This window comes from Mesorhizobium sp. P2_E6, from assembly GCF_056403835.1.
The window spans coordinates 36090-61263 of record NZ_JBFUEQ010000005.1 but is presented as its reverse complement, the minus strand read 5'-3'; the positions used below and the strand labels follow the sequence as shown (position 1 = coordinate 61263).

The window sequence follows — 25174 nt, the reverse complement described above, 5'->3', positions numbered from 1 at the left end:
GGCGCGGACCAACGATCCCTTATTCAACGCGTTTACACGGGATTTTCAAGCGACGCGCTTTAGGATGGCGGACACTCCATCAGGTCGTAGACGCCCTTGTCCTCGGTGACGACGAATCCCAGCCGCGCATAAAGCCGCCTGGCCGGATTGTTCTTCTCGACATGGATCGACACCGCCTTGCCGGCGGCACTTGCTTCGTCGATGAGGTCGCTGAGCAGCGCCGCGCCGAATCCCTTGCGGCGAAACGCCGGCAGCAAGGAGATGTCGATGATGCAATACTGGTTCTGCCAACGCTCGACATAGAGGCGGCCGATGTCTGCCGCGCCAGACATCACCACCAGCCAGTCGGCTTGCGAATAATGCTTGATGTAATGTGTGTGCTGCGCCCGAAACTGCATGTCGAGAAAGGCGGTCTTCTGCGCCTCGGTCCAGGATGTTACGGCCAGTTCCTCGGCACGGGTCGAGCCATAGACCCGTGCCAGGAACGGCACATCGGCATCAGTCACTGGACGAAACGTCAGCCCGGCCCCAGCCGCCCGCGCCCAACCGGCCGAAGCCGCCACGTGAAAGTCGTTCATCGCAAAATCAGGGGCGCGACGGGTACACGCCCTGCAGCGCGATGCAGAAATAGCAGGTGAGATAGGGTTGCAAATTGTTGTGCGGCTGTCCGCCACCGGCAGGCGCGAGCGCTTCCGGCGCCAGTTGGACATTAACGGCTGGATTTGAGCCCAGGTACATCTGGTTGCCCGCCGCCACGAAGTTGCCTTGGGGCGTCTTGAAGGAGCCATCGTCTTCAGCGCCCAGCATGGTGTGCGCATGAGACGGCATCTCGCTCTCAAGCAGCGTCACGGTCTCGGAACCGCCAGTTTCACCAAGGTCATGCAACGACAGGCCGGGGCCTTGCCCCGGATGCATCGGCGCGTTGCCCTGGAGGTCCGGCAAGGCAAAATTGCTCTTGCCGTTGCCGCCATAGGTGGTGCCGAGCAGTGAGAACAAAGCGGTGTTCTGCGACAGCGGCAGCAATTGCCCGTCGCACCACGCCCAGCCATTGGGCGCGAAATTGAACGGAAAGATGCGGATTTCGGCGACGAACGGGTTGGCCATGGACGGACCTCTTTAAGTCTGCGAGGGGAATATCCCGAACAGCGAGATGATGAAATTGACACAAAGGTAGGGTTGGAAATTGTCATGCGGCTGGCTGCCGCCCGTGCTCGAGATGGCATTGGCCGCCATGGGTGACGCGTTGTCAGCCAGATTGTAGTAGGTCTGAGCCTGCGTGTTGGCCAACACCGAACTGGTCGGCAGCTGCGACGTTGCCGTCGCCGTGGACCCCAACGGCGGATGCGAATGCGCCGGAATCTGGGCGACTGTCAGCGTGACCGTTTCGACGCCGCCGGTCTCGGCCAGGATGAAGCCGTTGCCCTGATGGATCGGAAGGCGACCTTGCAGATCCGGCAGTGCGAACGTGCTCTGACCGTCGCCGCCATAGCTCGTGCCGATCAGTTGGAACAGCGTCTCGTACTCCGAGATCGGCAGAAGTTGCCCGCTGCAGAACATCCAGCCGGCCGGCGCGAAATTACCGGCAAATATACGAATTTCGCCTACATAGGGTTGTCCCATGGTTGCGCTCCCTCAATTCGGCGACGGAAAGATGCCCTGCAGGGCAATGCAGAAACTCAGCGTCAGAAACGGCTGCATGTTGATATGCGCCTGGCTGCCACCGGTATTCGAGACCGAAGCCGGCGCCATGGCCACCAGCTGAGTGGCTGTGCCGTAGGTGTTGGCAGGAGCTTTTGTGAGAATCGCGCCATTCGGATTGGCGACCCCTCCGGGATTGCTATTGGCATTGATCATGTGCGTGTGCGTGGGCAATTCCGAGATCGATAGCGTATGGGCCGGCTCGCCGCCGCGCTCGCCGAGCGTGTGACCGCTGCCGACGTGGATCGGCGTACGTCCCTGATAGTTGGGCAGCGCGAAATTCACGCGGCCGTCACCGCCGAACGTCGTTCCCAGCAGCGAAAACAGCGCCTGGTTCTGGTTGATGGGCAGCAACTGCCCATTGCAAAGCGCCCAGCCCTTGGGCGCGAACACAAAAGACATGATTCTGATTTCGGAAAGAAATGGTTCCGACATCGCCGCTCCCTCACATTTGGTCCATACTAAACAGATACTGCTAATTTACGCAACGTCATGCAAGAGGCAAATAAAAGAATTTGTTTAACTTGCCTTTTATTAAATTTCGCCGGCAAACAACCATGGGCGCCGCGCAGCACAAAACAACAGCGCTGCCAGTGACCTAATGGCCAACGCTCCTATCATGACAGGGCGCTGGCCGTCCCGATTCGGTTCCTCGGGACAGCCGACGCATGGAGGCGAACTATCCTCAGAAACCACCGGTCGGCAAACTCGGCAGCGTGACGGAACCGACGGTTCCGAACGAACCGGTCTGCGAGACCGTATCGCCATTGTTGTTGCCGCTGACGGCGCCGACGCCACCCTGGATGTTGAACGTGCCGTTCAGCTGCCGCAGTCGGATTTCGCCGAGTGTCGATGCACCCAAGGTCGTGTTGTTGCCGGAAATGTTAAGGTTGAGCGTTTCGCCGTCGCCGGCGCTGCTGTTCAGGACATCCAGAACGTGGCCGCCGGTTGTGCTGTTGTTGGTAAACACATTGTTGAGGATCGTGGCGTTCAGGACCGCTGTCGTCCCCGACGCCACCGTGCCGCCTATGTTGGTGATATCCAGTGTTGCGCCGGTGGCGTTATTGGCGTTGTTGACGGCGATGTTGCCCTGGATCAACAGATTGTTGACCATGTCTGCACCGCTCGTAAACGTATCGAAATTCGTTTCGAACTCGATGGCCGAACCGCTGTCGACGTTGCCCTCGGTTCCGACTGGCGAGGTGTCGCCGATGTGGTTGTTCTGGATGGTCCAGTTGGCATCGTTCACGCTGCCGCCGCCGACCGAGACAACCGAGATGTGAACGCCTTGCTTGGAGACGTTGTTGATCGTGTTGTCGGAAATCGCGACGGCAAGCTTTCCGAGATCGTGTGAGTCCGCCTCGACCTGGACGTCGATGGCGCGGCGGCCGTTCACGAAGCCGGCGTCGTTGCTGATGGTGTTGTTGCGGATGGAGCCGTTGATCTGCCCGCCATCGGGTGTCGCGGCGCTGCCACCGGCCGCGTCCACCTGAACCACGCCGGCCAGGGTCGTCAACCTCGCCAGATTGTGGAAGATGTTGCCGTCGGCCGCGGTCGGTCCGCCAATGGTGAAGTTGAGAATGCCGTTGGCGGAATTGGACAGATAAAGCGTGTTGTTGCCGTCGCCGCTTGTATTGTCCGCGTCGTGGAAATTGTTCTTCTGCACGATGGCGTTGACGGTGCCCGAACCCTGGTTGCTGATCTGCACGCCGTCCTGATCGATCAGGGTGAATTCGCTGCTGGTCACGTTCACCGTGCCGGAAGTCGTCCCGAACAGGTTGGCGAGGAAGCCGTCCGCGCCGGTCGCAGAAGTCGTGAACAGCGCATGGTCGACCGTGAACGAGGTGAAGTTCGTGTTGGTGTTGAAGAGAAGGACGCCGTTCGACTGCGACGACTGCCAGCCGGAAACCTTCGAGTTGTTGTCGAAGGCGTTGACGCCGGTGATGTTCTGGGCAAACCAGCCATTGCCGCCGCCAAAGCCTGCCGGATTGCCGCTCGATCCATCGGACGCCGGGTTGGACGCGCCGGGATTGGTGATGTTGACGGCCGACAGTTTGATGTTGCCGCCGCCGATGCTCTGCACACCGTCCAGGCCGGCATTGGTGATGTTCATCTGGCGCAGATTGACGTTTGACGCGTTGGTCAGCACCACGCTGTCTCCGGTGGTGTTCTGGATCGTGCCGCCGGTGCCATTGAGCACGAGGAAGCCGCCTGATGTGGCACCATCGCCGGTAACGGTCAGCCCGTTGGCGCCGGTGTTGTTGAGCACGATGCCGTTGACGGCGCCGTTGGCCGAGATACTCCGGAATGTGAGGCCGCTCGCGCCGATCGTGGTGTTGGCAACGTTAAGCGCCGTGCCCGTGGTCGAGGTTATCGTGTTGACGCTGCCCTGCACCGTCACCGTGCCGCCGCCGGTGGCGTTGAAACCGATGCCGCTGGTGGTGTTGATGGCCAGGCCGCCGCCGGTAAAGTCGACCGTCGCGCCGGTGTTGTTGGTCAGGCTGACGCCGGCAGCCGTCCCCGAGCTGATCGACTTCGACGCGCCGGAGAAGGTGATGGTGCCGGCGGCATTGCCGTCGAGGAAGATGCCGGTCTGGCCCCCCACACTGTGGCTGATGTTGCCCGACAGGGTGATGTTTTGCGCGGTCAGCGCCCGGTCCTGGATGTCGAGGCCCCGCCCGGTGCCGCTGGTGATGGTGCCGGCATAGGTGAGACCCGCGGTGCCGCCGGTGTTGGCGCCGCCGGCGCCGTCGCCGATACGGATCACGGCAGCATTGCCGCCGACCAGCGAGCCGCCGCCGAGACTGACCGTCCCGGTGCCGGTGACCGTATCCATGATGACGGCGCTGCCGCCGCCGGCGCCCTTGGTGGTCGTGGCGAAATTCACGCCCGCAGCGGCGACGATGACCGTGTCGAGATTGACGGCGATGCCGCTCGTCGTCGTGATCGAATTGCCGGCGCCGGTCACCGAGACCGTGCCACCGCCCGTGGCATTGAACCCTGTTCCGGAGGTGGTGTTGATCGCCAGCCCGCCATTGCTGAAGTTGATCGTCGCGCCAGCGTTCGTCGCCAGGTCGACCGCCGTATTGACGCCGGTGGTCAGCGTCTTGGTGCCGCCGCTGAAATTGAAGGTGCCGCCGGTGTTGCCATGGACAAAGATGCCGTTGTCGAAGCCGCCCGTGGCGGTGAGATTGCCGGCCAGCGTGATGGTGCCGCTGGTGACGCCGGAGATATCGACGATCTTGCCTGCCGCGGCGGTTTTGCTGATCGTACCATTGTAGGTGACGGTTGATGTACCACCGGCGACAAGGAAACCGACACCGCTCGGATTGGTGATCGAAGTGCCGCTGGAGAAGCTGAACGTGCCGCCCGAGCCGTTGAGGATGTCGACGCCGGCATCGCCGCCATTGAGCGTCGTGGTACCGTTGAAATTGTAGGTGCCGTCGGCATTGTCGAATTGCAGGCCTGTGCCGTTGGTCGCCGACAATATGCCGGTCTGGAAGGTAATCGCGCCGGTGGCGTGGCCGCCCGAAATGCTGACCATGGCGGCGTTGTTCGCCTGGGTGATGTTGCCGCCGTAGGTGACGGCTGCGGTGCCGCCGACGACGTTGAACGCGGTTCCGGTCGGGCTGGTGATCGAGGTGCCGCTGCCAAAGCCGAAACTACCGCCCGATCCGGTGAGGATGTCCACGCCGGCGTCGCCGCCATTCAGCGTCGTCGTGCCGTTGAACAGATAGGTGCCGTCGGCATTGTTGAACTGCAGGCCGGTGCCGTTGGTCGCCGACAGCGTGCCGGTCTGGAAGGTGATCGTTCCGGTGGTGTGGCCCGTGACCGAGACCAGCGCGGCGTTGTTGGCCTGGGTGATGTTGCCGTTGTAGGTGACGCTCGCCGAGCTTGTGTCGACATTGAACGCGGTTCCGGTCGGGCTGGTGATCGAAGTGCCGGCGCCGAAGCTGAAGGTGCCGCTCGACCCGGTGAGGATGTCGACGCCGGCATCGCCGCCATTGAGCGTGGTTGTGCCGTTGAAATTGTAGGTGCCATCCGCATTGGCGAACTGCAGGCCGGTGCCGTTGGTCGCCGAAAGCGTGCCGGTGTTGAAGGTCAGCGCGCCGGTGTGTCCGGCCGAAACGCTGACCAGGGCGGCATTGTTCGCCTGGGTGATGTTGCCGCCATAAGTGACAGCGACCGTGCCGCCGACAACATTGAACGAAGCGCCCGAAGCACCGCTCAGCGCGCCGGAGCCGAGGCCGATGGTGCCGCCGACACTGGTCAGGCTCACATTGTTGACGCCGCCGGCCGACGAGGTCGAGTCCAGCGCGATGGTGGCGACGACACCGGAGAGGTTGATCGCCTGGCCACCGGTGGCATTCACGGTCTCGGCGGCCGCGGAAGCGGTGATGCCCATCGTGCCGCCCGTGCCGGCGATACCGGTACCGGTGGTGGTGTCGATGGTCAGGCCACCGGTGAAGCTGGTCGTGCCGCCGCCCTGCGAGAGACCGATGCCGCTGGTCGTGTCGATGTTGGCGAGGCCGGTGACATTGAGCGTGCCGGATGCAACGTGGATGCCGCCGCCGGTTGTCGAGGTGTTGTTCACCGTCACTGTGTTGAAATTGAAGGTGCCGGTGTTGGTGTTGATGGCATCGATGCCGAAGCCCGTCGTGTTGGAAACGCTTGTCGCGCCGGTGACGGTGAAGGTGCCGGCAACGCCGTCGAAGGTGATGCCGCTAGCGACGCCGTTGACGACGGCGCTGACGCTGGACAACGTCATGTTGACGGTCAGCGGATCGAGATCGAAGGCCGCGCCGTTGATGGTGGTGACCACGCCGGCGCTGCTGTTCAGCGTGAAGGCAGTGGTCTTGGTGTTGGCGATGACACCGGTGCCCCCAGTGTTGGCGAGGCTGAGCGTGCCCAGATCAAAGGTGCCGCTGGTGTTGGTGAAGCTGAGGCCATTGCCCTGGATGCGCGTGCCGGGAGTGCCCATGCCGAGCGTGCCGGCACTGACGGTGCCGCCGGCGCCGTTGGAATCGAAGCGGACATTGTTGAACACGATGCCGCCGCTGCCGGCGCCGCCGGTCACTTTGTTGCCGGCAAACGACCTGATCGCGATCGAATTGTCCGTCGCATTGATGTTCTGGCCGACGAAGGACGCCGCCAGTCCGGACGCGGTCGACCTGAGCGTGTTGCCGTCGATCGAGAGGATAAGCTTGTCGGCTGTCGCCGCGCCGCTCGTCGAGAAGTCGAGTGCGTTGCCGCCGGCGGTGATGGTGTTGTTCTTGAGCACGAAATTGGAAGCAAGCGTAGCATTGACGAAAATGCCGGCGCCGCTGCCGCTGTTGATGGCCGTGACGTTCTGGACCCCGGCGGTGATGACGCCTGTGCCGCTGAATGGCAGGTTGATCGTCGCGGCCGCGCCGCTGCTGGCCAGGATCGGGTGTGAATTGTCGAGGCCGCCGGGGTTCGTGACTACCGTCGAAGCCTGGATGGTGGTGAAGTGGAAGGAGGACGGCGCGCCAAGGCCGCCGCCAACGCCGAGCGGCCCCACGTCGATGTCCGCATCGCCGGACATGAACGAGATCACCGCTTGCCCGTCCTTGAGGTCGAGCGAACTGTTGCCGATGTTGATGGTCGCCTGGTTCGTGTCGACGGTCTTGTCGATCAGCACGAAGACATTGGCGCTGGAAGCCTCCGCCTGGGCGACGCTGCCCGGATTGAGGAAGCTGCCGTCACCGGTGCCCGAAATCTCGCCGGCGGCGTCGATGTAGTAGACGCTGATCGCCGACAGGTTCGAGATGTCGCCGACGAACGTGACGTCGTCGAAATCGTAATTGCCGCTGAGCGGCAAGGTGTCGGTGGCGTGGATGACCTGGCCGCCGGTGGTCGAGATCAGCGATTCGGCCGGTCCCGCGCCGTCACCGAACACCAGCGTTGCATTGGTCGTGCTGGAGAACTGGATGCCCTGCGCGACATTGGTGATGGTCGACGTCTGGGTGCCGCCGGGGTTGACGGTGTCGCCGAGCTGGATGGTGGCCGCGCCCGTGGTCCCGGCCATGTCGATGCCGAGCGTGCCGGCAAAGCCGCCGCCGGCGACATCGAAATCGCCGGCGTTGATGCCGGTGCTGATGATCGCGCCGTTGAGATCGAGGCCGATGGCGTTTGCGCCACCGAGCCCGATGTTGAGGCTGGTGATGCTCAGCGCCGAGCCGAGCGTGCCTGCGACATCGAAGCCACGCGAGGTGATGCCTTGCAGGTTGACCGTGCCGAGGATGATGCCGCCGCCGCCGACATTGTTGAGCGAGACGCCGGTGGCGGCGCCATTGGTGGAGATGGAGCTGAAGTTGACGCTGCCCGCGCCGACCGTCGCGTTGTCGAGCTTGAGGGCGGTGCCGGTCGTCGTGGTGATGGTGTTGTTGCTGCCGTTGACGGTGACCGTGCCGGCGCCGAAGGTGCTGGCGGTGAAGCCGGTGCCGCTGGTGGTGGTGATGCCGAGGCCGCCGCCGGTGAAGGCGAGCGTTGCCGTGCCCTGTCCCGGGCCGATGCTGGGCTGCTTGACGACAGCGTCGTTGGCGCCGGTGTTGAAGGTCTTCGTCGCCCCGGAGAAGGTGATCGTGCCTTCCGACGAACCATCGACCAGGACACCGGTGCCGCCTGTGTGATTTATGGTGCTCGAAATGTTGTAAACGCCGTCGGCGTTGCCGCTGAAGACGAAGGCCGTCGACGCCGTGGTCGAAAGCACCGAACCGCTGAGGTTGAGGGTGGCGAGGTCGCCACCGCCGGCGCTCACCACGCTGCCCGCATTGACCTTGACCGAGCCGTTGTAGTTCAGCGTGCCACCGGTATTGCCGCCGACAGCGATGGCAAAGCCGCTGGTGCTTGTCGTCGCGCCGATGCTGGCGGTACCGCCATTGCCGCCGATGTTGACGGTGCCGCCCATCACGCCGTTGAAATCAATGCCGCGCGTGCCGCCGTCGATGGTCAGGCTGGACCCGGCGACATTGGCGATGTTGACCGTTGCAACCTGGCCACTGAACTGGAAGCCGGAAGTGTCGACGTCGATGTTGGTCGTTCCGGTGAAGTTGACGGACTTCCCGGAGCCGGTCGTCACGCCGGACACGGTGACGCCGATGACACCCGTATTGGTCAGGCCGCCGATGTTCACATTGCCGGCGAGGTCGACGGTGTTCAGCAACACGCCGCCACCGGCAGCGGTGGCGACCGACGAAATACTGTCGAAGGCGATGCCGCCACTGCCGACATTGGCAAAGCCCACCACCAGCCCGTCACCGCCGGAAGCGATGGTGTTGTTGGTGCCAGTTACGCTGACGCTGCTGCCGAACGCGACGAAGCCCGCCCCGCCTGTCGTCGTTATGTCGAGACCGCCATTGGTGAAATTGATCGTGCCGTTGGTGTTGGGGGCCGGAGTACCCGCCGGGAACGCGCCGAGGATGCCGAGGCTGACGGCATCGGTCGTGCCAGAGCTGATCTGCTTGCTGGCGCCGGAGAAGGTGACGGTTGCCGCCGTGCCGTTGTCGATGTTGGCCACGACGATGTTGCCGCCGGCCGTGGCGTTGCCGTCGGTCAGGTTGCCCGACAGCGTCACCGAGCCGCCGGTGAGTTCCCGGATCGAAACCGCCGCACCGGACCCGTTGCTGGCGATGGTGCCGCCATAGGAGATGACCGCATTGCCGCCGCTCGCATTGGTGGCCGAGCCGACGTTGAAGGCCGCGCCCGCACCGGTGTTGGTCAGCGTGCCGGTGCCGAGATTGAGCGAGCCGGTCAGGTTCTGCAAATTGATGCCGTTGCCGGCGGCGAAGCTGGCGCTGACCGAGGTGAAACCGCCGCTGACGGTCGCGTTGCTGATGCTGACGCCGGTGCCGTTGGTGGTGGAAACCGTGTTTGTGCCGGACAGCGCCACCGCGCCATGGTCGGCAGAGAAGCCGACGCCGCCGCTGTTCTGGATGGCGAGGCCGCCCGAGAAGGTCAGCGTGTCGGTGCTGCCGGCCAGGCGCTGCCACTCGACGCCGCCGCCGGTGGCGTTGGTGATGGAGACCGCGCCGGCGAAGGTCACCGACGCCGCGGCGAGGGTGGTATTCTGGATCTGGATGGCGTTGGACGTCGTGCCGCCGATCGTCACCGGGCCGTTGAACAGAAGCGTCGGCGACGCGGCGAGGTCGGACAGCAATATACCGTTCTGGCCGCCGCCGCTCGAATTGATGGCGCCGAACTGCGCCGAGCCGCCGGAACCGTTTTCGACCCTTGTGCCGTTGCTGAACGAGATCGCCGGCAGGCCGGTGGTCGTCACCGTGTTGCCGGCCGCGCCGAAGAACAGCGTGCCGCCGAGATCGGACACCAGGCCGGCCGCCTCGACGGTGTTGACAGTGACCACGCCCGAGAAGCCAACACGGTTGCCCGGGATGATGCTCGCCCACAAGGCACTGTTGAGCCCGGCGCTGGCGCCGGTACCGTCGATATTGAAAGTGGCCGTGCCGAGGTCGATGTTGTTACCGCCTCCCACCGCACCGCTCGCGACGACACCGATGGCGCTCGCACCGGGGAACGTTGTGCTGGTCGCCGTCTTGACCGCGACATTGGTCGTGTCGAATTTGATGTCGCCAGCCACACCGACCAGCAACAGGCCATAGCCGCCGACGCGGTTCGCCGTGGTGCCGGCGACAAAGGCGCCGCCATCGACCTGGTCGATGGCGGGGGTGGCCGCATTGGCGTCGAAAATGGCGGTCGTCAACAGGAAGCCGCCGACTTCGCCCTTGTTGCCGAGAAGCGTGATGTCGGAGAAGGCGCTGACCTTCATGGTGCCGGCGCCAGCCGTGCCGTCGACCGAAGCGATGTTGCCGCCCGTGGCCGAGAGGGTGAGGTTCGACAGCGCAACCTCGCTGTTGGCGGCCCCGTCGACGATCGACAGTGCGCCACCGTCGCCACCGGCGATCGTCGCCCGGTTGAGCACAAACTCGGTGATGGCGGTGCCATGCACGCCAATGCCGGTGCCGGTGTTGCTGATGATGACGTTGTCGATGCTGGCGCGGCCGGTGAAATCGACCGTGTTGCCACTCGCCGTCGTCAGCGTCGGCAGCACGGTGTCGACGCCGGCAGGCGCATCGATGATGCTCGACGAATTGATGTTGCTGAACTTGAAGTTGCCGCCGAGCGTGCCGCCGACACCGCCATAGGGCGCGGTGTCGATGGAGTCGCCGGCCTTGAGGCCGATCAGGATCTGGCCGTCGGCGAGATTCAGTGTGTTGTTGCCGCCGCCATTCTGCTGCGCCAGCATCATGTTGATCAAATTGCTGGTGCCGTTCTGCGACCTGTCGATCAGCGCAATGATCTTGGCGCCTGACGCTTCGGCGCCGGCGATCGAGCCTGGATTGTCGGCGGTGCCATCGCCGGTGCCGTTCGGGTCGACATAATAGATGGTGGAGCCCTGCGCTTCGGAGATATCGCCGATGAAGCCGCCGGTGGCGCCGTTGACATCCTTGAAATTGTAGGTGCCGCCGGCCGGGAAGCCGCCGGTTGAATTCAGGATGTCGACCGCCTTGACCGTCGACAGCTTGTCGGCGGCACCCTCGCCGTCGCCATAGATGAAGTTGACCGCGGTCGTGTTGCTGAACTGGAAGCCGATGCCGGGGCCAGCGCCGGGGCCGCCGATGGCGGAAGCGGTGGTGTTGGCCGGCGCGCCGGGATCGCCGAGCTGGATCGTGCCGGTGCCGGTGGTGTTGGTGAGGTTGACCGCCGTCGTGCCGGTCGAACTCGCGCTGGTCAGGTCGAAATCGCGCGCGGTGATGGTGCCGTTGACCACGGCATTGGCGAAGGTGATGCCGGTCGCGCCATTGCCGGTCATGGCGATGCCGAGGCTGGCGAAGGACAGCGTGCCCGAATTGGTGCCGGCAACGCTGACGCCGCTCTGGTTCAGGCCAACATTGGTGACGTTGGTGGCGCCGAAGGTGACGGTACCCGAATTGCCCGACAGGCTGATGCCCGTCGCGCTGCCACTGGCCGTGACCGCGCCGAACATCGCCGTACCGGCGACATTCGAAACGGCAAGCCCGGTTCCGGTTGAATTGGTGACGGAGAGCGGAGTTGTAGCGCTGAAGCTCGCGCCGGCGCCAAGCCCGCCAATCACGGCCCCGCCGCCGCCGGTCGCCGTCAGCGCCGAACCGGTGAAGCTGATCGCGCTGTTGGTCGGCGCCGTCGTGGTGCCGATGGCAAACAGATTGCCCGTGCCGGTCGACGTGACGCTGCCGCTGAAGGTCACCGAGCCGCCGGTGGTGCCGTCGATCTTGACCGCCGTGCCTGGTGCGCTTGCCGAACTGGATATGCCGGCCGAAACCGTGATCGCTGCGCTGCCGCCGGAAACGACGACGCCATCGCCGCTGCCGGAATTGGTGATGGTGCCGCCGATGCCGATCGTGCCGGTGTTGTTGGTCAGGCTGACGTCGGCGCCCGAAACCAGCGTCGTCACCAGGTTGCCGACATTGACGGTCGCGCCGCTGCCCTGCACCACGAAGCCGGGGCCGTTGCCGACAACTGTCGCGATGCTCGTCGTGCCGTTGAACGTGTAGATGCCGCTGGCGACATTGGTCAAACGGATGGCATCGCCATTGACGCGGCTGATGTCGACGGCGCCGAAGGTGACATTGCCGCCGCTGGTGTTTGCTATGACGATACCGCTGGAAACGATACCGCCCGAGCCATCCACGGTGACGCTTGCGAAGTTCACACCAGCCGCGCCGATGGTCATTCCGGTACCGCCGATGAGAATCCCCTTCTCATCCGGCCCGGCGCCGGTCGCCACGGTATTGCTGGCGCCGGTCACCGTCAGCGTACCGCCATTGATGGCGCTGAAGCCGTAACCGCCGTCGGTGGTCAGGTCGAGCCCGCCGGTGAAGTTTATCTTCCCGCCGGTGTTGCCGCTCAGGTCGATCGCGTTGGCGGCGCCGGTGCTGGCGGTGATCTTGCCGGTGAAGCTGGCGCTACCGCCGGTCATCGCGTTGATCTTCACCGCGCTTGCCGCGCCGGTCTGGTTGATCGTGCCGTTGTAGGTCAGGTTCGGCGCGGACGCATCGATGTTGACGGCGGTGCCTGAAGTGGTGCTGATCGAGCTCGCCGCGCCGAAGGTAAAGGTTCCGCTCGAACCATTGAGGACCGCGACACCCGAGCCGCTGCCGCCGGTGATGTCGAGATCGTTGAAGCTTGCTGTGCCGTCGAAATTGTTGGCCAGCACGGCGTTGACGCTGCTGCCGGTAATTGTCGTGTTGCCGGTGAAGTTGACGCTTGCGGCCGAATTGGCGAGCACGATGCCGGTCTGGCCTGGGGCCTGGATGTGCAGATTGTTGATTGTAACGGTGCCCGACGCGCCGTCGAGGACGAGACCGGTGGCGGCACCCGCGATCGTCACGCCACCGACGTTCAGGCCGTTGACCCCAGTTCCATCGATGGCAACGCCTATGCCGTTGCTGACGCTGAGGTTCTTGACGAGGTTGCCGTTGGCGAGGTCGATGGTGCTGTTGGCGGCGTTGTTGAGCGTCGCCCCGCCGAAGCCGAATGGATCGGCCTGCGTCGCGCCGGTAACGACATGGGTGCCGGTGACATTGGCGGGTGGGCCACCCAGGGTGACGGTACCGCCATTGGCGAAGGAAACGATCGACTGGCCGTTGGCCAGCGTGAAGCCATCGGCGTCGGTGTCGGTGGTCTGGACAGCCGCCGTCTTGACCAGCACGAAGATCGTGCTGGCGCTGGTGGTCAGATCATCGGCGGCGGCGGCATTGATCAAATTGCTGGCGCTGGAGCCATCGCCGAGGGGGCCGGTGCTGGTGGCGCCGACATAGATGACATTGGCGGCGTCGAACAGCTGCGGCCCGTTCAGCACCGTGTCATGGAAGGCATAAGTGCCGCTGCCCGGGTTCAGGCCGCGCATGTCGAGCGAAGCCGTCGTGCCGGTGATCGATCCGCCGCCGAACGAGAAGGTCGTGTCGGCGGTGGCTCCAGCCGCGCCATGCGTGCCCATTTGCACGCCGGTGCCGGCTGAAATGGTGCCGGTGCCGATCGTCACCGAGCCGCCGGTGGTGCCGGAAAGATCGATGCCGGTCGAACTGCCGGCGCCGGCGATGTCGAGCGAGGTGGCGGTGAAGGTCGACTGGCTGCCCGACAGGTCGAGCCCGGTCCGGCCGGTGGGCAGGCCGGTGATGTCGATGTTGCCGAAGCCGATCGTGCCGTTGGTGCCCGAAACGTCGATGCCGTTCTGGGTCGGCTGGCTGATGCTCACATCGCCGAACGTTACAGCGCCGGAATTGCCGCTGAGCAGGATGCCGTTCACACCAGCCTGGTTGATCGTCACCTGGCCGAACGTGACGGCGCCGGTATCATTTTTGAGCGAGATGCCGTCGCGGGATGGATTGGTGATGGTGACCGCGCCACCGAAACCAACCGTGGTGGAGCTGTCCCAGATGGTAATGCCGTCGAAAAGGGCGTTGGAGACCGTCGTCGCGCCGGTAACGGAGAAATTGCCGGAGGTGTGGAACAGGCCGACTCCACCCTGTCCGCCGGACTGGCTCAGCGCGTCCAGTGTGACATCGAGCTGGGTGCTGTTGGCAAGCCCGAGACTTTGGACTGTGAAGCCTGCCAGGCCGTTGCCCGAAATCGTGCCGCCAGTGATCGTCAGCTTTGCGGCGCCGATCGAATTGACGAAGACGCCATCGCCGCCATTGTCCTTCGCGTCGAGCGTCTCGAAACCATAGGTTCCTCCGCCGACGACGAACAGGCCGTGGCCGGTGTTGTTCGAGAGTGTCGTCGTGCCGGTGAAATTGTAGGCTCCGGCGCCGTCGATCGGCGGGCCGCTGCCGTCGATCTGCAGGCCGTCGCTCGTATTGCCGGTCGAGCTCAAATTGTTGGCGGTGACGCTGTTGACGCCATCGAACAGCAGACCATCGAGAGCGGCGCCCGAAACATTCAGGCCCGAAATCGTGACATTGCTGACGTTGCTGCCGTGGACACCGTTGGCGCTGCCGCCGGCGATGTTGAAATCGCGCAGCGAGCTGTTGTTGGCCAGGGTGACGACATCGCCGCTGCCGGAATCGGTCAGCGTCGCAGCACCCCCTGCATCCGAGACGACGCCTGTGTGTGTGATGTTGTCGCCGGTAATGTTGACCGGGATACCGCCGAGCGAGAAGGTCCGCCCGTTGCCGAACGAAGCCAGCGTCTGCCCGGCGCTGAGCGAGAAGCCGTTGACATCGTCGATGGCCGTGCCGCGATTGACCAGCACGAAGATCGCATCCGCGTCGGTGTTGGCATCGGCCGTCGCGATCGTGGCCAGGTCCAGCAGCGAGGAGCCGTTGCCCGAGCCGGTCGCGGAAGCGCCGACAAAGATCAGATTCTGGACGTCGAACAGTTGCGGGCCGCTGAACGTGGTCGAGCCGAACGCATAGTGGCCGAGCGTCTGGTTGAGGCCACGCGCGTCGAGCGAAGCGGTGATGCCGGCAATGGAACCGCCGCCGAAGCTGAACTCGGCATTGGCCGAATTAGCCGGCGAGCCGGCAATGCCGAAGCGCACGCCGGTGTCGACCCCGGCGATCGTACCGCCATTGGTGATGGCGATCGTTGCGCCGCCCGAGGTCGGCGACGAGAGATCGATGCCGATCGACCCAGCAGCACCGGTGCCGGTGACGTTGAGCGACAGTGCGGTGAAATTCGTACGGCTGCCGGAGAAGTCGAGGCCGGTGCCGACGCCGAGGCCGGAAATGACGATGTTGCCGGCGACCACCGCTGCATTGACGCCGGCAAACGAAATGCCGTCGCCGCCGGGGGCCGAGATGGCAACGTCGCCGAAGCGGATCGCCGCCGGCGAATTCGAAATGGCGATCGCCGGTCCGGTTGTGTTCGAGATCGTCGTCGCGCCGTTGACGGTGAAGCTGCCCGAGACCTGATCGAGCACCACGCCCGACGTGCCGCCGGACTGAGTGATCGAATCCAGCACCACATGCGCGGTGATCGGGTCGATGAAGACGGCGGTGCCGCCATTGCCCGACACGGTGCCGCCGGTGGTGGTGAAGCTGCCTGATGTCGCGGTGCCCTGCACGGTAATGCCGCGGTCGGCATTGTCCTTCGCATTGAGCGTCGCGAATGTATAGGTGCCCTTGCCGGTCGCATCGAGACCGTCGTCGCCATTGCCTTGCAGCAGCGTCGTGCCGGTGAAATTGTAGGTGCCGTCGCCCTCGATGTGCAGGCCGTCGAGGCCGTTGTTCTCAGCGGTGAAGTCCGAGCCCTTGATGCCGGTCGAGGTGCCCGTGAAGTCGGCGCCATTGCTACCGGCCCCGGTCACCGTGACATTGGTCAGCGTGGCGCCGGAGATGTTGTTGCCGAAGATGCCGTTGGCGCCGCCGGTGATGGTGATGCCGTTCAGCGTGTTGCCATTGCCCAGCGTAATGACGTTGTTGGCCGGATTGGTGCCCTGGATCGTGCCGTTGCTGCCGCCCAGGTTGAAGCTGCTGGTGCCGCCGCCGAAAAGCAGGGCGGTGACGCTGCTGCCACCGCCGATGACGGTCTGGCCATTGGTCAGCGTCACGCCGCCGGTGGTGATATTGCCGCTGCCGCCAAGCGCCACGACGAAGCCGTTGCCGGCCTTGGTCACCGCATCGTCCAGCGTCGTTGGATCGCCAATGGTGCCGAGGCCGAGCGAGTTACCGCCGTCGGCGAAGAAGAACTTGCCGAAAGCAGCGCCCGTGGCGGCATTGATGGCGAGGCGCGTCGTCGTGCCGCCGTTCACGTCCTGCGACTGGATCCTGACGCCGATATCGCCGCGCACGCGCTCGTTGACGCGTTTGCGCAGGCCTTCGCTGACCGGATAGACCGGCTCCGGCCCGCTGTCGGCCCCATTGTCGGCATTGTCAGAGCCGTGGCCGGGATTGAACGGGATGTTCAGCCGGACGCTGCCGGCGAACTGGGTGTCGTCGCGATTGTCGTTGCGGACCTCGCCGGCCAACACCAGCGAGGTGTTGCTGCCGAAGACATCGCCGATCGTATACTCGAACCCGGCCTTGGCGCCGGTGACGCTGTGGTCGTCGCCGTGCGGATCCTCGAAGTGATAGCCGCCGATATCCAGCCGCAGCGAATGCTTGTCGGGCAGGTTGATCGGCACCTGTGCGCCGACCTCGCCCTCGATGCCCCAGGCCGCGTATTGGCGATGATCAATCACCGATATCTGCTCGAGCAGCTGGTTTCCGACCATCGACAGGGTCGAGTCGGTGGAGCGGTCTTTGTAGTCGCCCTTGATCGGCAGATAGACGTTCACATGCGCGTCGAAATGCGGCGTGATCGCCTCGGCGCCGAGCGTCGCGGCGGTGAACTGGTTGCTGTTGAAGTTCTCGACGTTGAGATAGGCGTAGCCGCCGATCATCAGGTCCGGATTGACGATGCGGCGGACGCCGAGGCCGACATCCTGGCCGAAACCGTCCTTAAAATCGTGCTTGGCCCGGACATCCAGGAACAGCACCGATTCGGCCGTCTGCTTCAGCGGAATGAAGCCTTCGAGCGCGGCGTTGCCGCCATTGTTGTCAGCGCCGACGATGGCGCGCACCTGCGGCTGCCACAACCCGTTCGGGTCGGCATAGGCCGACATGCCTGAAAGGCCAAGCGCCAGCGTCGTAAGCGCCGTCGTCTTCCACAGATGCCTGGCAATTTGCGAACGGCGATAGCCGGCGCGCACGCGGAAGTCCTCCCCACGCGCCGCCATCTCACCAACTTGCCGAGATTTCTCGGTAGTTCCCATCCCAGGCGAGTCCTTCTGGGACTGCACGTCCCGCGTGTTCAAGTCTTACGCAGATTGTATTGTATAGCGAGTCTCGGCTCCTTCGATTTCTAGAGGTTTCCTCCAATTTTCTTTCGTGTGTCCGAAAGGTCACAGTACTTTTGCCGGCTTTCTTGGCGCCGGCCTAGCTTCCGAAACAGTCCCGAGTGTTGTATCAAACCCCACCGATGAAAATACCTGACGAGGAAAGAAAGAATGCGGGGCCTAAAGAAAATGTCATCAAGTTTAGCTCTTGCTAATCTAATGATCACAAGTTCAGCCGCCCTGTGGCTGGTCCTGTCGGCGGCAGGACCGGCCCTTGCCGAAGACGCCAAGCCGGCCCAGCCCAAACCGACTGATTCCAATGCAAAACCTGCCGATGCCAATCCGTGGGCGGTAAACTGCTCTAGTGGCTCGGCAACCGCCGAGCTTCAGTGCCAGGTGTCGCAGAACCTGACCGAAGCCAAGTCCGGACAGCGCGTGCTGACCGTGACCGTGCGCCGCGACAACGGCAATGGCGGCCTGGCCATGCTGCTCGCGCTGCCACATGGGCTGTTCCTGCCGTCCGGCGCCTCGTTCCAGATCGACCAGGGCCAGAAGACAGTGCTCGCCATCCAGACCAGCGACCAGAACGGCGCCTATGCCGCCACGCCGCTGTCAGCGGATATCATCAAGACCATGAAGTCGGGAACCAACCTGAACATCGGCATGGAATCGGTCACCCGCAAGCCGGTCACCATCCCGGTATCGCTCGCTGGCTTCACGGCTGCCGTCGCCAAGCTGGAATCCATCAAGTAGCGGGGGTGCTGTCGCGCCAACATCACGCAAGTCCGCACACCTCTGCCCCCATGAAACCGGGCTTGATTGTCTCTACCCGGAATGCTCCGTTGCCGCTTCGGACATCCGGAGAAGAATTCATGACGGGGTTTGTCGACCGCCTGCGCGCGACGCAACTGATGGAACGCGCCGGCCTGCAGGCGCTGGTGCTCTGCGCGCCCGAGGCATTCCACTATGCGACCGGTGCCTGGATCGGCCCGGCGGGACTGTTCCGGCGAGCCGGCGCCGGCTTCGTCGTCATCCCGGCCCGGCAAGACCTGCCGATCGGCGTCGTGGTGGCCGACTTCAACGCGACGCAGTTGCAGGCGGCATTGCCGGACGCCGTGGTCCGCAGCCACCCGATCTGGATCGAAACCGCCACGCTCGACGTCTCGACCATCGGCCATGCACTGGCGCAACGCATCGAGACCGGCCTCGCATCCTCTGGCCGGTCGCCCGACTTTTCCCGGCCAGCGACATTCGACCTGGCCAGTTCCGCCCGCGAGCTGAAGCAGATCCTGACAGGCTTCGGGCTTGACCGCGCGACCATCGGCGTCGATCTCGATTTCATTGCCGTCACCGATTTTTCGGTCCTGCAGGCGATGCTGCCGGGTTGTTCGATGGTCGACGGTTCGGCGGTTCTCGATCGGTTGCGGGCAGTAAAGTCGCAACGCGAGATCGAGCTGCTTCAGCAAGGCATCATCCTGTCGGAAGCCGGGCTGGACCGGTTGCAGGTGGACGCCATGGCCGGCATGCGCCAGGCCGATCTCGTCGCGCTCTACCGAGACGGCGTTGCCTCGGCCGCGGCCCGCCTATCGCATCCGGTTGCTACCGCCGAATACGTTACGCTGGGCGCCCGGGCCAAAGGCGCCGATGCCAAGGCAATGGCCGGCGATCCGCTGAAGTGCGACATGGTCTGCACCGTCGGCGGCTACGCCTCAGACATGTCGCGCAACTTCATTTTCGGGTCGCCATTCGCCGAACAGGCCGAGCTCCATGCCATCGCCGAGCGGGCCTTCGAGGATGGGCTGGCGGCCCTTGTTCCGGGAGCCTCGCTCGGCCATGTGCACCGCGTCGCCAGCGACAGCCTGGCGCGGCAAGGGCTACGCTCCTACCGCCGCGGCCATTTCGGCCATGGCGTCGGCCAGTCGGTCTTTTCCGAACAATGGCCGTTCATTGCCGCCGACAGCGATGTCGTCATCGAAGCCGGCATGGTGCTGGCCTTCGAAGTCCCGCTCTACATCGACGGCCTCGCCAGCTTCAATCTCGAGGATCAGTTCCTGATCACGCCGGACGGGCCGGTTGCCATGAACCGCTTGCCAAGACGGCTGGAGACGATTGGTTAGCGAGGGCGGGTTTGGTCCTGGTCGTTGCTCACTGCGGGAGTAGCGCTCCACAGCGCGATGCGCCAAGGTCGATAATTGAGTTTTCGCGCCGTGTTCGGCGCCTTTGCGGCAAGAGGGAAGAAATGCTCGACATGGCACCATCGAAACAGGCGGCCGCATGGCTCGGCTCCTTTGCCAAGGCGCTCGAAGCGGGCGATGTGGCGGCGGCAAGCAGCCTGTTCGTCGACGACTGCTACTGGCGCGATCTCCTGACCTTCACCTGGAACATCACGACCATGGAAGGACGCGGGGCGATCGCCGATATGCTCGCGTCGACGCTGGCGGCGACGAAGCCGACGGCTTGGCGGCTGACCGGCGAGGCGACCTCGGACGAGGGCACTGTCGAGGCCTGGTTCAGCTTCGAGACCGCATCGGCGCGTGGCCAGGGCGTCATGCGCCTGCGCGATGGCCGCTGCCGCACGCTGTTCACCGCAATGACCGACCTGAAAGGGTTCGAGGAGCGCAAGGGACCCGCGCGGCCGCTGGGCGTGCGCCACAAGGCCGACCCCGGCCGCGAGACCTGGACGGAGGCGCGGGCGCGCGAGACGCGCGACCTCGGCGCCGGCGAACAGCCCTATTGCCTTGTCATAGGCGGCGGTCAGGGCGGCATCATGCTGGGCGCGCGGCTCAGGCAGCTCGGCGTGCCCACCATCGTCATCGAGAAGAATGCGCGCCCCGGCGATTCCTGGCGCAACCGCTACCGCACGCTCGTGCTGCACGATCCGGTCTGGTACGATCATCTGCCCTACATTCCGTTCCCGGAAAACTGGCCGGTGTTCACGCCCAAGGACAAGATGGGCGACTGGCTGGAAATGTACACGCGCGTCATGGAGCTCAACTACTGGGTCGCCACGAAGTGCGTCAGTGCCTCCTATGACGAGGCCGAAAAGGTCTGGACCGTCGTCGTCGACCGCGTCGGCCGCCACATCACGCTGAAGCCGAAGCACATCGTGTTTGCCACCGGCGCATATGGCCCCCCGCGGCAGATCGATCTGCCGGGCGCCGATCAATTCAAGGGCGAGTTGCTGCACTCCAGCCAGTACTCCAGCGGCGAGAAATTCCGCGGCAGGAAGGTCGCCGTCATCGGCGCGGCAAGCTCGGGGCATGATGTCAGCGTCGACCTCTGGGAGAGCGGTGCGGAGGTCACCATGATCCAGCGCTCGCCGACCACAGTGGTCAAGTCGGACACGCTGATGGAAGTTGGCTTCGAGATCTTTTCGGAGAACGCGCTGGCGCGCGGCATCACCACCGAGAAGGCCGACATGATCGTCGCCTCGACGCCCTTCGCGTTGGTGCCGAAGGGCCAGCAGGCGCTCTACGAGGTGATCAAGGCGCGCGACGCGGCCTTCTACGACCGCCTGCGCGCCGCCGGCTTCGCCATCGATTTCGGCGATGACGAGACCGGTCTGCTGATGAAAGCATACCGCACCGGCTCCGGCTACTACATCGATGTCGGCGCTTCCGACCTGATCATCGACGGCGAGATCGGCGTGCGCAGCGGCGTCGCCATCAAATCGCTGACGCCGAGCGGCATCCTTTTCGAGGACGGCAGCGAGCTTGCCGCCGACGCGATCGTCGCCTGCACCGGTTTTCAGTCAATGAACGAGACGGTGGCCGCGATCGTCTCGCGCGAGGTCGCCGACAAGGTCGGCCCGTGCTGGGGGCTTGGCTCCGGCGTGAAGGGCGATCCCGGACCCTGGCAAGGCGAGTTGCGCAACATGTGGAAGCCGACTGCTCAGCAAGCGCTGTGGTTCCACGGCGGCAATCTGGCGCTGTCTCGCTTCTATTCGAAATATGTGGCGCTGCAGATCAAGGCGCGCATGGAAGGGATTGAGACGACCGTCTATGGGGCGTTCAGCAACGCCGGTCGGTGACGCCCGATCTTCCCCCACGTGGGGGAGATTGGCTCTCATCACTCGTGCCGATGCCCAAAGTGCTGCGCCGCCACCTCGACATGCGTATGCGCGGTGTGCGCCTCGAAACGCTCGGTCTCGCTGGCATCGTTGATCGCCTCGTTCGGCCACCAGGTGCCGCCGATGGCGATGCCTTCGCAGACCAGCCGCTGGTCGGCGACCAGCGACGCGCCGACCGCGTCGACAAAGGTAAAGCGACCTGGGCGCTGCCGCAGCACGGCGACGTCGCCGACGGTGCCGACCGCCAGCGTGCCGAGGTCGGGCCTGGCAATCACCTGCGCCGGGGCTTGTGTCGCCGCGCGTAGAACCTCGACCAGCGGCATGCCGAGCGCCAAAAGCTTCGACATGCAGACCAGGATGTCGAAGGCTGGCCCGTCGACGCAGTAGAGATGGACGTCGCTGCTGATCACGTCGGGCGCCAGCCCTTCCTCGAGCATGGCCCGGGCGACCGCGAAATCGAACGAGCCCATGCCATGGCCGAGGTCGAAGATGACGCCGCGCTCGCGCGCCAGCCGCATGTCCGGCCGCACCGCGCCCGAGGCGAACACCGGCGCGTTAGGGAACGGCCGGAAGCAGTGGGTGAGGATGTCGCCCTTGCGCAGGCGCGGCAGCACTTCCGAGCGGCCGGGCGGCGGCTCGTCGATATGCGCCATCAGCGGCAGGCCGGCCTGGTCGGCGGCCTCCAGCGCCAAGTCGACCGGGGCGATGCCGCTGGTGCCGCCGGCATGGCGGCCGGACCGAACTTTGACGCCGACCACGACATCGCGGTGTTCGCGCGCCGCGGCCACGACCTCGCGCGGTTCGCACAGCCTGAGATCGCTGCACTCGCCGACCGACACCGTCTGCGAGAAGCCGAAGATGCCGGCAAAGGAAATGTTGACATAGGCCAGGATGCGAACCTTCGAGCGCTCCATGACATGGCGGCGGAAGCCGAGGAAATTGCCCGCGCCCGCACTGCCCGCATCGATGAAGGTGGTGGTGCCGCTTTTGGCGGCCAGTCGGTCGGCATCGACGCCGAGCGACGTGCCGCCCCAATAGACGTGGCTGTGCAGGTCGACGAGGCCGGGAGTGACGATGCAGCCGGCGGCATCGACGATCTGCGCGGCGCGGTCGGCCGGGATATCGACATCGACCGCGGCAATGCGGCCATTGGCGATGGCGACATCGCGCGGCGCATCGAGCCTGGATGCCGGGTCGATCAGCCGTCCGCCCTTCAGCAGGAGGTCGAATTGCATTGAGGTAACCTCCGTTTCGTTGTTTTGCCGCCTCAAGACTTAGACCGGCCGGTAGGCCACCGCCTCGACTTCGATCTTGATGTCGATCATCAGCCGCGACTCGACCGTGGTGCGGGCCGGCGGGTTCTTCGGGAAATGCCTGGCATAGACCGCGTTGAAGGCGCAGAAATCGCGCGCGTCCTCAAGCCAGACCGTGGTCTTGACGACATCGTCCAGGGTGCAGCCGGCCAGCGCCAGCGCGGCCTTCACATTGGCGAGCACCTGTTCGGTCTGTTCCGTTATGCCGCCCTTGACCACGATGCCGTCGCTGCCTACGGGAACCTGGCCCGAGACATAAACGAAATCGCCGGCGCGCACGGCCGGCGACAGCGGCACATGCGACGTTCCAAAACACTGCTTCGGCAAGGGATCACCTCCTCTGATGACGTGACGGGATGCCATGGCGGCTCCCGCTTCGATCGACATCTACAGCGATCGGGGCGATCCTCATAGGGGTTCTGTTGGAAAGCAACATTTTCACAGAATCCATGTTGCTTTATTACAGAAGCGCTTGCATCGTGCGCGCCGTCACGCTGCTTTGAAGCCGCGACGATAGACGCACTTGCGAGACCGGAGACAGTGAAAAATGACCTACGACAAGAACCCGTTTCCGGCCGGCGATTCCGATCGCCATGCGCTCTGGGAAATGTTGGTGCGGCGCGACATCGACGCCTTCATCGGCCAGGACTGGTCGATGGTCGAGGATGATTTCGTGGCCTCGAGCTTCTTCGGCATGCATGCGCATTTCCTTAGCAATGCCGACGCCTGGCGGCTGCAGTTCCCGAGGCTGGAGGTCTATCGCGACGAGTGGCTGCGCCAGGCCAAGGAGACCGCGGCGACGAAATTCGCCGAACCGCTGCGCGAGGCGCTGTTTCGCGTCACCAACATGCGTGACATCGATGTCGACGGCGACCGCGCCGTGCTGCACAAGAAATTCGACGGTTCGGTCGCCAAGGCCGACGGCAGCGTCGACAGGCTGAAATGGCAGACGCTGTATTTCTGCACCAAGGTCGGCGGCAGCTGGAAGATTGCGGGCTTCGTCGGCTACATGCCGCATCCGCTTGGCAGCTCGTAGCGCTGGTTGAGCGGCGCTGCGCCGCTGATCAGTAGATCGTGACGAAGGCCGGGAACAGCAGGCCGGTCGCCCGGAAATGCTCGACCAGTTCGATGGCCGGGAAGATGGCGAGGAAATAGAGCCCGTCATAGAACGTGCGCTTCAGCGCCTGCGTCGAGAACTGCATCTGGTCATGGTCATGATACAGAAGCGGATTTGGCCAGAACCGGGGCGTGTTCTTGACATAGGCAAGGTAGGTCGGGCCGAACTTGCCAAGCAGGAATCCGGCTTCCTTGCGCGCCGTGATGTGGAAGATGAAGAAGCTGGCAAGACCAAGCGCGACGGCCGCCAGCAACGAGCCGTAGAGCAATCCGACCCCAACCGCGCCGACCGTCGAGAAAAAGTAGAGCGGGTTCTGGGTAATCGAAAATGGTCCGGTCGAGACCAGTTCCTCGTTCTTCTTGCCGCCGACATAGAGGATGCTCCACAGCCGTCCTACGACACAGACCAGTACCAGGCAGAAGCCGAACAGTTCGAGCGTCTCGTGCCCGTTCGAGCCTTCGCTGAGCGCCGGTTTTGTGAGAAACAGAAGCAGCACAGCCAGCACAGCCGCCGCCCGCACGAAGATCAGCCGCTTGCGCTGGTTGAAGGCCCGAGAAACCGGCTTTAGGGTAGCGTAGGTCATCGTGTTTCCTGAAGCCTGGCAACCGGGCGTCCGGCAACCTGGGGGCACTGGGCCACCCCATTGATGGCGGATGCAAGGCGTACGGCATTCTATCAGCGCACCGCGAGGCGTTCGTAAAGGCCTTTCGCGCGGCCCCAGCCCATTCTTACGAATTTGTAAGCCGCCGGACAGGCGAGCGTGAACTCGCTTCCCTACTGTGCTGGTGTCGGATCGGCCACCACCGGGCCGGATTCAATTGCCGCAACCGGCATCAAACAGGGAAACATCTCATGAGACGATTTGCGCTGGCCATCGCAATGGGCACCCTCGCCTTGTCCAGTCCGGTTTCCTCCGTGTTTGCCGCCACCGCGCCTTGCGAGGATACGCTGAAGACCCTTCGTGCGGCGGAGGCGGCAGCCACGCTCAGCGCCGCGGACAAGGCGAAGGTCTCGGAACTGGAAGCCAAGGGCATCGAACGCTGCAACGCCGACGACGACAAGCGCGCCGACGAGTTCTTCGCCCAGGCCATGAAGGTCATGGGCAAATAGTGCCGCGAACCACCAGCCGCAGGACGTCCGCC

Annotated in this window: 13 protein-coding genes; 5 read left to right on the top strand and 8 right to left on the bottom strand. The window is 64.3% G+C overall.

What is annotated here, in order from left to right; all coding sequences use genetic code 11:
- Window positions 1–59: 59 nt before the first annotated feature.
- From AC1D08_RS13700 to AC1D08_RS13680, 5 genes are all read right to left on the bottom strand, one after another.
- Window positions 60–578 (bottom strand): GNAT family N-acetyltransferase, encoded by a 519-nt coding sequence (locus tag AC1D08_RS13700; RefSeq protein ID WP_457154617.1) that lies wholly within the window; start codon window positions 576–578, stop codon window positions 60–62.
- A 7-nt stretch (window positions 579–585) separates the two neighbouring features.
- Window positions 586–1104: a phage tail protein gene (locus tag AC1D08_RS13695; protein WP_457154616.1), complete on the bottom strand. Its 519-nt coding sequence runs from the start codon at window positions 1102–1104 to the stop codon at window positions 586–588.
- A 12-nt stretch (window positions 1105–1116) separates the two neighbouring features.
- The gene (locus AC1D08_RS13690) at window positions 1117–1620 is read right to left on the bottom strand and encodes a phage tail protein (protein WP_477423386.1); all 504 of its coding nucleotides are present in this window, start codon (window positions 1618–1620) and stop codon (window positions 1117–1119) included.
- 12 nt (window positions 1621–1632) lie between these two features.
- A complete protein-coding gene (locus AC1D08_RS13685; protein WP_457150723.1) occupies window positions 1633–2133 on the bottom strand; it encodes a phage tail protein in 501 nt (166 codons plus the stop codon).
- 250 nt (window positions 2134–2383) lie between these two features.
- On the bottom strand, window positions 2384–17434 hold the full coding sequence (locus tag AC1D08_RS13680; RefSeq protein ID WP_477423384.1) for a hypothetical protein: 15051 nt from the start codon (window positions 17432–17434) through the stop codon (window positions 2384–2386).
- A gap of 318 nt (window positions 17435–17752) precedes the next feature.
- Between AC1D08_RS13680 and AC1D08_RS13675 the strand changes: the two genes are divergently transcribed.
- The 3 genes from AC1D08_RS13675 (at window position 17753) to AC1D08_RS13665 (ending at window position 21563) form a co-directional block, all read left to right on the top strand.
- Window positions 17753–18286 (top strand): invasion associated locus B family protein, encoded by a 534-nt coding sequence (locus AC1D08_RS13675; RefSeq protein ID WP_457150725.1) that lies wholly within the window; start codon window positions 17753–17755, stop codon window positions 18284–18286.
- Between the two features lie 119 nt (window positions 18287–18405).
- The gene (locus tag AC1D08_RS13670; protein ID WP_457150726.1) at window positions 18406–19650 is read left to right on the top strand and encodes a M24 family metallopeptidase; all 1245 of its coding nucleotides are present in this window, start codon (window positions 18406–18408) and stop codon (window positions 19648–19650) included.
- A gap of 122 nt (window positions 19651–19772) precedes the next feature.
- Complete coding sequence (locus AC1D08_RS13665) at window positions 19773–21563, top strand: NAD(P)-binding domain-containing protein (RefSeq protein ID WP_457150727.1); 1791 nt, start codon at window positions 19773–19775, stop codon at window positions 21561–21563.
- 38 nt (window positions 21564–21601) lie between these two features.
- On the opposite strand, the gene AC1D08_RS13660 is transcribed toward AC1D08_RS13665, so the two are convergent.
- Both AC1D08_RS13660 and AC1D08_RS13655 read right to left on the bottom strand, forming a co-directional pair.
- Window positions 21602–22837 carry an amidohydrolase/deacetylase family metallohydrolase gene (locus AC1D08_RS13660; protein ID WP_457150728.1) on the bottom strand — a complete coding sequence of 412 codons (1236 nt, stop codon included), beginning with the start codon at window positions 22835–22837 and terminating at the stop codon, window positions 21602–21604.
- Between the two features lie 39 nt (window positions 22838–22876).
- Complete coding sequence (locus AC1D08_RS13655; protein WP_457150729.1) at window positions 22877–23278, bottom strand: RidA family protein; 402 nt, start codon at window positions 23276–23278, stop codon at window positions 22877–22879.
- A 184-nt stretch (window positions 23279–23462) separates the two neighbouring features.
- On the opposite strand from AC1D08_RS13655, the gene AC1D08_RS13650 reads away from it, so the two are divergent.
- The gene (locus AC1D08_RS13650; RefSeq protein WP_477423382.1) at window positions 23463–23951 is read left to right on the top strand and encodes a hypothetical protein; all 489 of its coding nucleotides are present in this window, start codon (window positions 23463–23465) and stop codon (window positions 23949–23951) included.
- A 28-nt stretch (window positions 23952–23979) separates the two neighbouring features.
- Here AC1D08_RS13650 and AC1D08_RS13645 read toward each other — a convergent pair whose 3' ends face one another.
- A complete protein-coding gene (locus tag AC1D08_RS13645) occupies window positions 23980–24615 on the bottom strand; it encodes a methyltransferase family protein (RefSeq protein ID WP_477423380.1) in 636 nt (211 codons plus the stop codon).
- Between the two features lie 269 nt (window positions 24616–24884).
- On the opposite strand from AC1D08_RS13645, the gene AC1D08_RS13640 reads away from it, so the two are divergent.
- Window positions 24885–25142, top strand: a complete 258-nt coding sequence (locus AC1D08_RS13640) for a hypothetical protein (RefSeq protein WP_457150732.1) — start codon at window positions 24885–24887, stop codon at window positions 25140–25142.
- Window positions 25143–25174: the final 32 nt, after the last annotated feature.

Coding starts and splice junctions, on each gene's coding strand:
- AC1D08_RS13680 (WP_477423384.1), bottom strand. CDS start 17,434: ATGGCGGCGCGTGGGGAGGACTTCCGCGTGCGCGCCGGCTATCGCCGT.
- AC1D08_RS13665 (WP_457150727.1), top strand. CDS start 19,773: ATGCTCGACATGGCACCATCGAAACAGGCGGCCGCATGGCTCGGCTCC.
- AC1D08_RS13640 (WP_457150732.1), top strand. CDS start 24,885: ATGAGACGATTTGCGCTGGCCATCGCAATGGGCACCCTCGCCTTGTCC.
- AC1D08_RS13700 (WP_457154617.1), bottom strand. CDS start 578: ATGAACGACTTTCACGTGGCGGCTTCGGCCGGTTGGGCGCGGGCGGCT.
- AC1D08_RS13685 (WP_457150723.1), bottom strand. CDS start 2,133: ATGTCGGAACCATTTCTTTCCGAAATCAGAATCATGTCTTTTGTGTTC.
- AC1D08_RS13690 (WP_477423386.1), bottom strand. CDS start 1,620: ATGGGACAACCCTATGTAGGCGAAATTCGTATATTTGCCGGTAATTTC.
- AC1D08_RS13655 (WP_457150729.1), bottom strand. CDS start 23,278: ATGGCATCCCGTCACGTCATCAGAGGAGGTGATCCCTTGCCGAAGCAG.
- AC1D08_RS13660 (WP_457150728.1), bottom strand. CDS start 22,837: ATGCAATTCGACCTCCTGCTGAAGGGCGGACGGCTGATCGACCCGGCA.
- AC1D08_RS13675 (WP_457150725.1), top strand. CDS start 17,753: ATGATCACAAGTTCAGCCGCCCTGTGGCTGGTCCTGTCGGCGGCAGGA.
- AC1D08_RS13670 (WP_457150726.1), top strand. CDS start 18,406: ATGACGGGGTTTGTCGACCGCCTGCGCGCGACGCAACTGATGGAACGC.
- AC1D08_RS13645 (WP_477423380.1), bottom strand. CDS start 24,615: ATGACCTACGCTACCCTAAAGCCGGTTTCTCGGGCCTTCAACCAGCGC.
- AC1D08_RS13695 (WP_457154616.1), bottom strand. CDS start 1,104: ATGGCCAACCCGTTCGTCGCCGAAATCCGCATCTTTCCGTTCAATTTC.
- AC1D08_RS13650 (WP_477423382.1), top strand. CDS start 23,463: ATGACCTACGACAAGAACCCGTTTCCGGCCGGCGATTCCGATCGCCAT.